The sequence below is a fragment of the Epilithonimonas mollis genome (assembly GCF_900142325.1).
Lineage (GTDB): Bacteria > Bacteroidota > Bacteroidia > Flavobacteriales > Weeksellaceae > Epilithonimonas > Epilithonimonas mollis.
The window spans coordinates 1,110,883-1,122,754 of the sequence record NZ_FRAM01000001.1; the positions used below are offsets into that span (position 1 = coordinate 1,110,883).

General features: G+C 35.8%; 13 protein-coding genes and 1 tRNA gene. 6 read left to right on the forward strand and 8 right to left on the reverse strand.

Features of this window, described 5'->3' with window-relative positions; all coding sequences use genetic code 11:
* Positions 1 to 10 precede the first annotated feature (10 nt).
* A complete protein-coding gene (locus BUA97_RS04850; protein WP_072996694.1) occupies positions 11 to 259 on the reverse strand; it encodes a hypothetical protein in 249 nt (82 codons plus the stop codon).
* A 260-nt stretch (positions 260 to 519) separates the two neighbouring features.
* Here BUA97_RS04850 and BUA97_RS04855 point away from each other — a divergent pair, with 260 nt between their 5' ends.
* From BUA97_RS04855 to BUA97_RS04875, 4 genes are read left to right on the forward strand one after another with little or no spacing between them, the layout of a single operon-like run.
* Positions 520 to 978, forward strand: a complete 459-nt coding sequence (locus BUA97_RS04855; protein ID WP_072996695.1) for a GtrA family protein — start codon at positions 520 to 522, stop codon at positions 976 to 978.
* Between the two features lie 39 nt (positions 979 to 1,017).
* Positions 1,018 to 1,746 (forward strand): lysophospholipid acyltransferase family protein, encoded by a 729-nt coding sequence (locus tag BUA97_RS04860; protein ID WP_084081255.1) that lies wholly within the window; start codon positions 1,018 to 1,020, stop codon positions 1,744 to 1,746.
* 58 nt (positions 1,747 to 1,804) lie between these two features.
* Positions 1,805 to 3,568, forward strand: coding sequence for an MFS transporter (locus BUA97_RS17290; RefSeq protein ID WP_245795800.1), 1,764 nt, complete (start codon positions 1,805 to 1,807; stop codon positions 3,566 to 3,568).
* Positions 3,569 to 3,599: 31 nt separating this feature from the next.
* A complete protein-coding gene (locus BUA97_RS04875; protein ID WP_245795839.1) occupies positions 3,600 to 4,679 on the forward strand; it encodes a DUF3810 domain-containing protein in 1,080 nt (359 codons plus the stop codon).
* Between the two features lie 296 nt (positions 4,680 to 4,975).
* On the opposite strand, the gene BUA97_RS04880 is transcribed toward BUA97_RS04875, so the two are convergent.
* The 7 genes from BUA97_RS04880 to greA all read right to left on the reverse strand — a co-directional run bounded on the left by BUA97_RS04880 (position 4,976) and on the right by greA (position 10,834).
* Positions 4,976 to 5,049 (reverse strand) — tRNA-Met (locus BUA97_RS04880).
* A gap of 46 nt (positions 5,050 to 5,095) precedes the next feature.
* Entirely contained in the window at positions 5,096 to 6,376 is a 1,281-nt protein-coding gene (locus BUA97_RS04885) for a peroxiredoxin family protein (RefSeq protein WP_072996697.1), read from the reverse strand.
* 57 nt (positions 6,377 to 6,433) lie between these two features.
* Entirely contained in the window at positions 6,434 to 6,658 is a 225-nt protein-coding gene (locus BUA97_RS04890; protein ID WP_139258227.1) for a hypothetical protein, read from the reverse strand.
* Between the two features lie 20 nt (positions 6,659 to 6,678).
* A complete protein-coding gene (locus BUA97_RS04895) occupies positions 6,679 to 8,592 on the reverse strand; it encodes a hypothetical protein (protein WP_139258229.1) in 1,914 nt (637 codons plus the stop codon).
* 116 nt (positions 8,593 to 8,708) lie between these two features.
* Positions 8,709 to 9,884 carry an ATP-dependent Clp protease ATP-binding subunit ClpX gene (gene clpX, locus BUA97_RS04900; protein WP_072996700.1) on the reverse strand — a complete coding sequence of 392 codons (1,176 nt, stop codon included), beginning with the start codon at positions 9,882 to 9,884 and terminating at the stop codon, positions 8,709 to 8,711.
* 45 nt (positions 9,885 to 9,929) lie between these two features.
* Positions 9,930 to 10,319, reverse strand: coding sequence for an HIT family protein (locus BUA97_RS04905; RefSeq protein WP_072996701.1), 390 nt, complete (start codon positions 10,317 to 10,319; stop codon positions 9,930 to 9,932).
* Between the two features lie 47 nt (positions 10,320 to 10,366).
* Positions 10,367 to 10,834: a transcription elongation factor GreA gene (greA, locus tag BUA97_RS04910; protein ID WP_072996702.1), complete on the reverse strand. Its 468-nt coding sequence runs from the start codon at positions 10,832 to 10,834 to the stop codon at positions 10,367 to 10,369.
* Positions 10,835 to 10,933: 99 nt separating this feature from the next.
* On the opposite strand from greA, the gene BUA97_RS04915 reads away from it, so the two are divergent.
* Both BUA97_RS04915 and dtd read left to right on the forward strand, forming a co-directional pair.
* Positions 10,934 to 11,410 carry a hypothetical protein gene (locus tag BUA97_RS04915; RefSeq protein ID WP_072996703.1) on the forward strand — a complete coding sequence of 159 codons (477 nt, stop codon included), beginning with the start codon at positions 10,934 to 10,936 and terminating at the stop codon, positions 11,408 to 11,410.
* 6 nt (positions 11,411 to 11,416) lie between these two features.
* The gene (dtd, locus tag BUA97_RS04920; RefSeq protein WP_072996704.1) at positions 11,417 to 11,866 is read left to right on the forward strand and encodes a D-aminoacyl-tRNA deacylase; all 450 of its coding nucleotides are present in this window, start codon (positions 11,417 to 11,419) and stop codon (positions 11,864 to 11,866) included.
* Positions 11,867 to 11,872 lie beyond the last annotated feature (6 nt).

Sequence of the window (11,872 nt, forward strand, 5' to 3'; positions counted from 1 at the left end):
GGAATTTTATTCATTCCTTATCTTCAATGAGCCAATCTTCGATTTCATCTTCGAGATAAGTGGTCTGCAGCTTGATGGCATTGATAAAATCATCAGGGATGCTTTCTGCAGATTCGCTGCTTTCCAGGTTCCAAAGTTCATCGGACATCAATTCATATTCTGAATAGATTCTTTTGAATCTGGAATTGCTCTTTTCCAATTCTTCAATTTTTTTTTGCTGAGGCAGAAATTTTCTGTAAGGCCTACTGGAATTTTTCATTTTTGTTAATAATTAATTTTTGTGATGTGGTGTGGTGTCTGGCGAAAAAATCACCTGACCAGTCTTTTGGCCAGGCTATTTTATATCAATATTTTCAATTGTTTACGTTATTTTCAACAATAACCTTATTCTACAAATAATATTTTGTTAAATAAATAATTTCCTTTATGATAAAATAAATGTAAAAATATTTTTGACACAAAAAAATTATTTAACGATTATTTTAAAACATTTAACAATTACTATAAATTTGCAAAAGAATGAAACAATTAATTCTTCGTCATAAACAGGTAATCTTCTTTATTGTTGCGGGAGGACTGAGTGCCATTGTAGAAATCGGTGCTTTTAAAATACTCAGCATTTATCTCCCAAAATTCTTCTTATGGGAATATAATCTGTATGGAATTAAATATCCGTTTAGCAATATCCTGTCTACAAGCTGCGGAATCATCACAAATTATTTTCTTAGCATCTGGTTCGTTTTCGAAAGAGGGAAATATTCTAAAAGGAGGGAATTTTTCTACTTTATCTCTGTATCTGTAGCTTCAACAATCATTAGTCTTCTTCTGTTCCAGATTCTCTATCATTTTGTCTTCAGGGACGTGATCGATCTGAAGTTTTACGTGCTTTCTCCGGAAATGATGAGTAAGATCACTGCAATTCTATTAGTTTCCATGCTAAATTATTCCATCAAGAAAAAAGTTATTTTTAACGGATAAAAACTTATTTTTGAACTTATTAATTTTTCATCAATATTAATGAGGACAATTTTGGTCTATCTCTGGCGGTTTTGGATGGTGGTTATGGGCACTGTTCTCACGATTATATTTTTTTTTCCGGTTTATGTTCTGTCCATCAGGCAAAAAGATTATAAAACCTGTTATTTTTTCATCAGACTGTGGGCTATCGCCATGTTCTACGGAATGGGGTTCCGATACCGGCTTATTAACAAAACCAACAAAAAAATTAACAAAAGTCAGCCTTATGTTATCATATCCAATCACACTTCGATCATGGATGTCATGCTGCCTTGCATTTTATTTCCCAATCATCCACTTTGTTATGTCGGAAAAAAAGAACTGGTGAAAATCCCGGTTTTCGGGACAGTTTATAAAAGAGTATGCGTGATGGTAGACAGAAACAGTGCGAGAAGCCGTGCAGATGTCTATAGAAGATGCGCAGAACGGATGCAGAAAGGTCAAAGCATTGTTATTTTCCCGGAAGGTGGTGTTCCTGATGACACCAGTATTATTCTGGATAATTTCAAAGATGGTGCTTTCATTCTTGCTACAAAGCACCAATTTCCAATTGCAGTTTATACTTTCCGAGGCCTGAAAGAGATGTTTCCTTTTGATAATTCAAAAGGCTATCCCGGCGTTGTAAAAGTTTTTTTCAATGATATTCTGACACCGGACTTATCATTAAAAACACTAAAAGAAACTGCATATGAGGAAATCAGATTGTCTCTAATTGAGAAAATAGAATAATTTATCTGATTGCAACTGTTTTTTACTTACATTTGTTTGAAAATATAACCTTAATATAATGGAACAATCTAGAGCACAAACCAAATGGTCTCAATTTCTATCCCTAATCGTGGTTTTTTTCTTTTGGGGATTTGTAGCTGCCAGCAATGACATTTTAATTCCCGTATTCAAAAAATGGTTTGTACTTTCGCAAGTGCAAAGTCAACTTGTAGCCTGGGCATTTTATGTAGCCTATTTTGTGGGTTCTGTAATCTTCTTCATTGTATCGCTTAAAAGTGATATTCTACAAAAGTTTGGATACAAGAAGACATTAGCAGTCGGACTGGCATTATCAGCTTTTGGCGCTTTTCTTTTTGTACCGGCGGCGGCGGCGGCTAGTTTTTGGTTTTTCCTGACTGCTTTGTTCATAGTTGGGCTTGGATTTTCGGTTCAGCAAATTGTAGCCAATCCTTTGGCTATTAAAATGGGTAGTCCAGAAACTGGTGCACACAGACTGACATTGGCTGGTGGCATCAATTCCTTGGGAACAACCATTGGACCAATTCTTCTTGGGATTGTCCTATTTGGAATGGGAAATAAAAATGATTCAAAGCCAAAAGATACTAACCTTACAAAAATTGAATTAGTAAAAGATGAATATGAAGCGCATAAAAAAGAGCTTTTAAAAAATGTAGCGGAACTGCGTGAAGATAGACAGGATGATCCTTTAAAAATTAATGAAGTGATTGCTACTGTGGAACAAACTGTAAAAGTATTAGATGGCCAGATTGCTTCTATAGATCAAAATCCGTCTGCGGATGATGCACAAATTGATGCTTATTCCAAAAAAATTGTAAAAATCAAGCAAAAATCCAGCACAATATCTTATCCAATAGGTTTTGTAAAAGATCATCTGAAAGAAGTAAAAATGCCATTCATTGTTTTAGGAATTGCCTTTATTTTAGTAGCCATTTTTATGTTATTCTCAAAAATTGAGGATCCTGCGAAAGAAGAGGAAGCCGAAATTGACGAAGGTTCATCCAAATTCAGCGTGTTCAATTATCCCCAACTTTATCTGGGAATGCTTGCTATCTTCATTTATGTAGGTGTCGAGGTTTCCATTATCAGTAACCTTCCGGCTTTGCTACATACTAAGGAATTCGGCGGTGTTTTGGAACATAATATCGCACCATTCGTTTCGCTGTATTGGGGAAGTCTTATGATCGGAAGATGGAACGGAAGTATCAATGTATTCAATATGTCAAAAACTGTCAATATGTTGATGAAGTTCATTATTCCTTTTGTAGCATTTGGGATCATTATTTTAGCTAATGAACTTAGCGGCAAAGACGTTTCCAGTTTTTATATCTACGCATTCTGGATTTTAGCTTTTATCATTATGAGTTTTATCGGAGGAAAAGCTGCAGGAAAAACGCTAATGATTTTCGGAATTGCCGGTATTGTAATGATGGTTTTAGGTTTGGTTTATCCTGATAAGGAGATTGCGAAATACTTCTTTATTTCCGGCGGATTATTTTGCTCTATCATGTGGCCATCCATTTTTGACCTGGCTATTGCAGGACTTGGAAAGAATACAGGTAAAGCTTCTTCCTTCCTTGTCATGATGATTCTGGGAGGCGGAATAATTCCACTAATTCAAGGATGGATCTGTGACTTTGATAAAACCAGCCCGGATGGAATCATGGGAATTACCTGGACTCATTTTTCTTATGTAATTCCAATTCTTTGTTTCATTTATCTGGCTTTTTATGGTTTTGTAACACCAAAGATTCTTAAAAAGCAAGGTGTAGTAATGGGAGAAACAACTTCTAGTGGACATTAACAACAAAATATTTTATAAGAATAAATTTTGGGTGATCATTTTGATTGCCCAATTTTTGTTATTCTATATTCTGTCAAAATTCGACTTTGCAATTGATTTTTTTTCCGGCTTTTTTGAGTGGAAAAAAAGCCTGCATGTCTTTTTGTTTTCGAAGTTCAGATTTTCAGTCGGCGATTTGATCTATATTATTTTAATTATGACAATAATATATTTCCTAATCAATCTTCTGATAACAAAGAAGTCTCGTTTTCTGAAATATATATTGGTGTCAGCCAACATTTTTTATTTTATTTATCAATGCTTCTGGGGAATGTTATATTTCCAAACACCAATTATAGAAAAACTAGATGAAAAAAAAATCACTGATTCTGAAATTAAGGCCTTAACCATAAAATATCTGAATCTTTGTAAAACTCAACGGGAAAAACTGAAAGAAGATAAAAATGGTATTTTTACCGTTAAAAATGAAGATCAGTTAAAAACTGACATCTTGGAACAGCAGAAAAAATTGCCAATTCTTATATCACAAAAAGCATCAGTTTCAGTTTCCTGCATAAAGCCGAGTCTCTTCGATGCTTTCATGAATAAAACCGGAATTTTGGGTTATTACAACCCTTTTACTTCGGAAGCACAATATAACCCGAATATCCCCTCTACACAGCTGCCATTTACAATTGCACATGAACTTTCACATCAACTGGGATATGCTAGAGAACAGGAAGCAAGCTTTATCGCTTATCTTTGCGGAAGAGATTCCCAGAATCCCGATTTACGTTACAGTGCGCATCTTTATGCATTAAAAAGCCTTATAAGAGCCGTTTCTAAAAGCGATATCAGGTTTGCAAATAATATTATTTCATCTTTTTCTGAAAAGATGAAAAATGACAGAGCGTATGAATTGAAATTCAATTTGAGTAATGAAGGATTGATCAGTGATTTTTTTGGTGCTTCCAATGATTTATTCTTAAAATCCAATCAGCAGGAAGGCAAGATAAGCTATTCGTATTTCGTTAATTTGTTGATTATCTATGAGATACAAAAAAAAGAACCGTACTATAAGTACGATTCTAAAAACACAAATGATGAAAAAAAATTTATTGCCCCTGAGTGATTGTCTCAAAAGCACTGTAAAAGTACTACATTTGAAATTATCCTCCAAATTATTTAATAAATAAATTTTATCCAGCAGTCAAATATCCTATAAATCAATCTATTAAATAAAAAAATTTTTCTTATAAAATTAGTTTTCTGTTTAAAATAATCAGAGTTAAAAATTGAACTTAAAATCACTTGGATAGATTATTGTTATTTCAAAAAAACTTAATATTGTAAGGATTCTATAAGTTATAAAGCAAAAAATTTGGTCATAAAAAAACGCAACTATAAATATATAGTTGCGTAATTTAGTAGCGAAGACGGGAATTGAACCCGTGACCTCAGGGTTATGAATCCTGCGCTCTAACCAACTGAGCTACCTCGCCATTTTTGTGGTGCAAATATAAGGATATTTTGCATCTCCACAAAATTTTAATTAAGTTTTAGATAATCCAAAACATCAGCAACATGATTGGGTTTGCTGATAATTTTATTATTAGAATCTAAAATAAAATAGGTTGGTGTCGCAGAGATGTTGTAAATATCGCCATAAGAACTATACCAACCTCTTCCTTCTGAGTCACTTACCCATGGATACAGAATCGCCTTGTTTCTGTACTCATCCAGATTAGCATCCAGAGAAAAGCCAACAACCTGAATATTCTGAGCTTTTAATTTGTCATACTTTTCTAATAATTTTGGCAATTCAGATTCGCAGTGTGAGCATGTGGAGGACCAGAAAACCACAATTTTCTTATCTGCTTTGATGTCATATAGCGATTTCGCTTTCGTATGGATTGGATTCAAGAAGACTGTATTAGGCATTTTTGCACCTATTGTCGTATTATTATTAGATTTTAATGTAGCGGATAACCTGTCGTTGATTGTACATTTCAGATTATTTGCTTCCGCAAGATATTTATCCTTCAGCTTATCCATGTTGTACGTATTGAAAATCTCGATAAGTTCCGAGAGAATAGTCTGTCCGCGTGGTGTCTCCACATTTACAGCTTCCAGCAGCTTGTCTACGGCGCCTTCGACATTTGATTTTGAAGCATTCAGATAATTAATCAGAGAAGGTTTCAGAAGTGTGGACGTTTCCAGATACTCTCCGGATTTCGAATAAAAATCGATGTAATCCTGAGGCTTAAGTTCAACCGCCTTTTCCTGTACAGAATATTTCTGATTTTGGTGATAATAGTCCAGAAACGGATGAGCATCATAGAGTGTTAAATCACCTTTGGAAAGAGAATTGATCTCGGCTTCCAATGACTTATAAAAGCTTTCGGAAGGTTTGTAATAATCCTTGATCTGGACGAGCGCAGGCAGTATCAGCTCCTGCTTCTTTTGCTGCTCTACCTCATTACTGAAGAGCAGATTGGTCTGATCCCCGAAAATTATGTTGGAAATCTTATTTTTACCGTCTAATTCCAGCCTGAAATCAACATTCTTATTTTCAGAAACCATATTGACAGAAGAGTTGGTCTTTTGAAAGAAAACCCTCATCATTCCGACATATTTTTTATCTACCTTCAATACAGCCTTGTTATTTGCAATTTTTCCTTTGGAATATAAGATTTCTTTAGAACCGTTAAAACCGTACAAATAAATCTCCGAATCTGCCAAATAAGACGGAATATCTGCAGTAATACTGAACTGTGGGAATGCATAGGCAGAAAATAAAATACTGCTAATTAGAATTAATTTTTTCATAAAGTAAAAATAAAAAAACTCACTAATATAGTGAGTTATAATTATTATAAAAAATGCTTACTGCACAATTCTTTTTTTGGTTTTCAATGTGAAGAATACGATCAGAATAACTGCCATTAAAAACAGTAAAAATGTGTATCCATCGATTGGTGATGCAGGGTAAGCACCTATCTCTCCAGATTCAGGGTTTTCCGGTGGAGGCGGAACAGTCTGTCCGAATGCAAATATACTTACTAATAATATGAAAAGAGTACATACTCTTTTAAATAAAAGATTAATCATCATCAAAATTTTTAGTGTTTTTAATTTACAATTTTTTTAATCACAACTTCTCCTTTTTCAGAAATTGCTTTTACTAAAAATATACTTTTCGCCTGGTAATTCAGCGGAATAGTATAATCTGTATCAGTAGAAATTTGCGTTTTCGCACTTAATAACTGGCCTGCTGCAGAGAACACCTCAACAGTTGCTTTATTCCAGTTTTTAGCAAATCTAACAACCCATTGACCATCTTTTTTAGCAATAACCGTCTGATTATTGATAACATTTCCTGTTCCGAGAGTTGCACCTTCCGGCAATTCATAATAAAGACCCAAAACCTGAGATCCGCTCATCGCCAGACCTTCTCCGTCAACAATTTTAACAAATTGTCCTTGTGCATTCTTTAAATAAAAACTTTTTCCGTTGCTTAAGCCATTTGTTGCCTTTTCTCCTTTTTCATAAACCTCAAATTTAATCTGATACTGTTGGGGATTGTTAATATACAAAGGAATCTCCTTGGATTTGAAGCTAATCTCGTTAGCTTCGTTTATATAGAGCTTATCAGAATTATTTACATTCTCACCACCTGTTTCCAATTCTTCCTTGGTATATAGCAATTTTTCCGGAGCTCCATAAGCCTGCAGCTTTGCATTTTCAGGATTATAGCCACTGATGGCAGAAGGAGATACAGCGTAATAAGTTCTTTCCATTTCCAGACCATCCATATCATACATCACAACAGCAACCTGCTTTACAATTTTATCTGCCGGGATGGCATTGGCATTGGTATTCTTCGCAGAAGTTACGGAATAGTCTACACCATCAGCTCTTGAAGTAGAGTTAAATCTTCTTGTCTTTGAAAGATTAAGTGTCTGCGGATCGTTAGAACTCAATTTAATCATAAACTCGCCCATCGGCTTTATGATCAATTTGTTATCGGTGATATCACCAGCCTGAAAAGCACCCCCTGATGTCAATACAACAATCGCAGAACCATACGTAGCTCCCTGATTCAGCTGCCAGCCTATTTGATTGTTTCCATAATAAGCTATACCAACAAGATTCGGAAGATAATTGTCATCACTTTCATTTCCTGCTTCGTTAGTTGCGATAAATTTCAGATCGATATTAGTAAGAAACGGATTAGCTAACTGGAAAAGATTTCTTCCGTAATCAGCAGACCAGCTTGGCGTTTTGGAGCTGAAGGGATCATCCAGATAGGTATTATATTTTTCTCCGTAGGTATTCTTATTATTCCCGTTATATCCAAAATTCACCGCTTGCTGACCGGACAGGCTGAAAATATAGTTGCCTGATGTATCTACATAATCCGATGCTGCTCGACCAGAAAAAGTCCTCGTCTGGGAAGTCGGATCCCAAAAAACAGATCCATCAGCATTACGTCTCGGCAAGATGTAATAAGTCATTGGCGTACCGATAACGGTGTTGTTATCAGGATTGATGTAAATCTGATCGAATTTGGAATTATAGTTATTCCATCTGAACACAGAGTTCGGACTGAAGCGACCAGCTGAAGTCAAGCTTCCGTTTGTAAAATTGAAATGAGTCGTTCCAAAAGTATCAAGAAGATCCTGAATGGTATAATTATAAAAAGGTAAGCCGGTTTGCTGTCTTCCGGTTGCACCATTAAGATAATCAGAAAGATATTCTTTATTCACCTTACCTGTGATATTCACCTGTGGAATGCCAGCGATATACAGTTGTCCGTAATTGCTTGTAGAAGCGAGCTTAAGGTTGAAACTGGAAGCGTTGCCGATACTCATGATATCATTAGATGACGATGCACTGAGCATTACATTTCCGGAATTATTGACAATGGATGTACCTGCAGTTTGCAAACCACCACCATTATACAACAAGGTCTGGGATTGAATAGTTACTAAAGCTGAATTCCCAACGTAGGTGAGAACTTGGGCAAAACAAAAGATATTCATCAATATCAATTGAAGACTAATAAATTTTTTAATCATCATGTTTCTTACTTGTGTGTTCGTCTGCAAAGATATTAATTTTTTGAATACTTGAAAAAAATATCTGTAAATTAATAAATTTATAATATTGACTCGATTTTAACGACTTCGTTATTCTCTATGTCAAACATATAATCTTCCAAAACTTTTTCTGTTGTTCCTCTCAGTCCTCTGGCTCCAAGCCCTTTGTTCATCGTATCTTCAACAATTTCTTCTATTGCATTATCTGTAAATTCCAAAGTAACATTGTCCATTTTGAAAAGTTCCGTAAACTGGTTGATAATGGAATTTTTCGGCTCCTTCATGATGCGGACAAGTGTCTCTTTTGTCAGTTTGTCAAGATAAGTAATGATAGGAAATCTTCCTAAAAGTTCCGGAATCAATCCAAAACTCTTCAGATCGATAGCATTGATCTGGCTCAGTATATAATCTTCCTCATCCGTCTTGTTGATTTTTTCTGCAGAAAAACCAATAGCCTGCTTATTGAGCCTTCTTTCGATTATATCTTTCATCCCATCAAAAGCACCACCAGCGATAAACAGAATATTCTGCGTATTCACCTGGATATATTTCTGATCAGGATGTTTTCTTCCACCTTGTGGCGGAACATTGACAATGCTTCCTTCCAGAAGTTTCAATAAACCTTGCTGTACGCCTTCCCCGGAGACATCTCTCGTGATGCTCGGGTTATCGGATTTTCTTGCGATTTTATCAATCTCATCAATAAAGACAATCCCTTTTTCTGCCTTTTCCACATCATAATCTGCCACCATCAGCAATCGTGACAGGATGCTTTCCACATCTTCGCCAACATACCCGGCTTCAGTAAGAATGGTGGCATCAACGATACAGAAAGGAACATTCAGTTGTTTTGCAATGGTTTTTGCAAGCAGTGTTTTTCCTGTTCCTGTTTCACCGATCATGATGATGTTGGATTTTTCAATCTCTACTTCCCTGTTTTCATCCTGAGCATGAAGTAATCTTTTGTAATGATTATAAACAGCGATGGATAATTGTTTTTTCGCCTGATCCTGACCTATTACATACTCATCAAGAAAAGCCTTTATCTCTCTGGGCTTTCTGAGTTCTTCCAGGGACTCGGCCATAGATGTTTCCGGTTTTTTATCTACACTGTCTTTTACGATAGCATGTGCCTGCTCTATGCAGTTTTCGCATATAAATCCATTTTGTCCGGAAATCAGAATTTGAACTTCATTCTTCTTTCTGCCGCAAAATGAGCATTGATTTGGATTCATAAATCTTAAAATTCTATAATTAAAAAAAAGAAGTGAAAACTTCTTTTATGCATTGATAATGGACTCCTGTATTTCCTTATATTCATCAGGTGTAAAAATCAGCCTGACATTTTTAAAATTAAGGTCATCCATACTGTTAAGTGGTATCAGATGGATATGAGCATGCGGGACTTCCAGTCCAACAACGGCAACACCCACTCTTTTACAAGGAACAGCTTTCCTGATCTGCTTTGCAATATTCTGAGTAAAAGCCCACAGCTCTTTATAATCATCAGAATCTAAATCGAATATAAGATCGGTCTCTATTTTGGGAACAACCAATGTATGTCCTTTTACCAATGGCATAGCATCCAGGAAAGCAATATGCTTATCATCCTCTGCAATTTTGTAGCTTGGGATTTCTCCGCTGATGATTTTTGAAAATATGCTGCTCATGATTTCTCGATATTGATTTTAATTTCCAACAATTATTAAACCAATATTTACAAAGAAATCTCAAGAACTTCAAAAGACAGCTTGTTGCCATTTGGCAAAACGATATCTGCTGTCTCTCCCACAGTTTTACCCAGAAGGCCTTTAGCAATAGGCGTATTGACCGATATTTTACCGGCTTTCAGGTCGCTTTCATTATCCGGAACCAAAGTAAACTTCTGTTCACCTTTCGTCGCATTATTTTTAAGTCTCACTGTAGTAAGGATAGACACCTTGCTGAGATCCAGCTGGCTTCCGTCGATGATCTTCGATGTTGCAATCGCGTCTTTCAGTTTGGAAATTCTCATTTCCAGCATGCCCTGCGCTTCTTTTGCAGCATCATACTCTGCATTTTCTGACAGGTCACCTTTATCTCTCGCTTCAGCAATCTGCTGTGTTATTTTTGGTCTTTCGATGGTTTCTAATTGTTCCAGCTCAGACTTCATTTTGTCCAAACCTTCTTTGGTTACGTAGTTCATAACAATAAAATTTGCCGTTTGTATAAAAAAATAATCCGACCTTTGCCGGATACTAATTTTTCTCGAATTGAGTTTACAAATATATAACTATTTTTTGAAATGAAAACCAAAAAAAACGCATCATTATTCACATTATTTTTGATTATCAGCCTGTTAAGCATCAATAATTCCTGCAGCGAAAGAAACGAAACCGTGAGCTGTTTTCCGAATTCTCCCATCAATGCTATTATCAATCTCAGTTTACCAACGTACTATAATTTATTAACGCCCAATAGCTGGGCTTATACGAGAGGCGAGCCAGGAACCGGAACTCAAGGTCTGATAATTTATAGCACTAGCAACGGCTTTATGGTTTACGACAGAAACGCACCTCATCTTTGTCCTGAAGGAGAAAAAACCGTATTAAACGTAGATAACGGTGGAACTTTCGTCATTTGTCCAAAAGACAATGCCAAATGGGCTTTATTCAACGGACAACCTCAAGAAGGAGAAAATGTCCCAAAGACGGGCCTTAAAACATACCGGTATTACGATTATAATCCCAACACCAAAGTTTTAACAATATATAGCAATTGATCTGTAATGAAAGCCGTAATCCAGCGTGTGAAACATTCTTCTGTCGAGGTTGAGGGAGAAACTGTAGGGAAAATCGAAAAAGGACTGATGTTGCTGATCGGCGTCGATGAAGATGATGAAACTGTGGATGCCGATTGGCTGGTGAAGAAAATCCTTGACGTTAGAATCTTTTCTGACGATGAAGGAAAAATGAATCACTCGGTGAGAGAGATCAATGGTGAAATCCTTTGCATCAGCCAATTCACTCTGATTTCTGATTATAAAAAAGGCAATCGTCCATCTTACATAAAAGCTGCAAAACCAGACAAGGCCATTCCATTGTTCGAATATTTCAAAGATGAGATAAAAAAATCAGGATTGAAAACGGAAAGCGGAATTTTCGGGGCAGATATGAAAGTTTCATTGATCAATGACGGACCGGTCACATTGGTTTTTGACAGCAAAACAAAATTATAAAGGAGC

What these genes read in the sequence shown, in the direction of transcription:
- BUA97_RS04850 (WP_072996694.1), bottom strand. Translation starts at nt 259, where the DNA reads ATGAAAAATTCCAGTAGGCCTTACAGAAAATTTCTGCCTCAGCAAAAA.
- BUA97_RS04855 (WP_072996695.1), top strand. Translation starts at nt 520, where the DNA reads ATGAAACAATTAATTCTTCGTCATAAACAGGTAATCTTCTTTATTGTT.
- BUA97_RS04860 (WP_084081255.1), top strand. Translation starts at nt 1,018, where the DNA reads ATGAGGACAATTTTGGTCTATCTCTGGCGGTTTTGGATGGTGGTTATG.
- BUA97_RS17290 (WP_245795800.1), top strand. Translation starts at nt 1,805, where the DNA reads ATGGAACAATCTAGAGCACAAACCAAATGGTCTCAATTTCTATCCCTA.
- BUA97_RS04885 (WP_072996697.1), bottom strand. Translation starts at nt 6,376, where the DNA reads ATGAAAAAATTAATTCTAATTAGCAGTATTTTATTTTCTGCCTATGCA.
- BUA97_RS04890 (WP_139258227.1), bottom strand. Translation starts at nt 6,658, where the DNA reads ATGATTAATCTTTTATTTAAAAGAGTATGTACTCTTTTCATATTATTA.
- BUA97_RS04895 (WP_139258229.1), bottom strand. Translation starts at nt 8,592, where the DNA reads ATGAATATCTTTTGTTTTGCCCAAGTTCTCACCTACGTTGGGAATTCA.
- clpX (WP_072996700.1), bottom strand. Translation starts at nt 9,884, where the DNA reads ATGAATCCAAATCAATGCTCATTTTGCGGCAGAAAGAAGAATGAAGTT.
- BUA97_RS04905 (WP_072996701.1), bottom strand. Translation starts at nt 10,319, where the DNA reads ATGAGCAGCATATTTTCAAAAATCATCAGCGGAGAAATCCCAAGCTAC.
- greA (WP_072996702.1), bottom strand. Translation starts at nt 10,834, where the DNA reads ATGAACTACGTAACCAAAGAAGGTTTGGACAAAATGAAGTCTGAGCTG.
- BUA97_RS04915 (WP_072996703.1), top strand. Translation starts at nt 10,934, where the DNA reads ATGAAAACCAAAAAAAACGCATCATTATTCACATTATTTTTGATTATC.
- dtd (WP_072996704.1), top strand. Translation starts at nt 11,417, where the DNA reads ATGAAAGCCGTAATCCAGCGTGTGAAACATTCTTCTGTCGAGGTTGAG.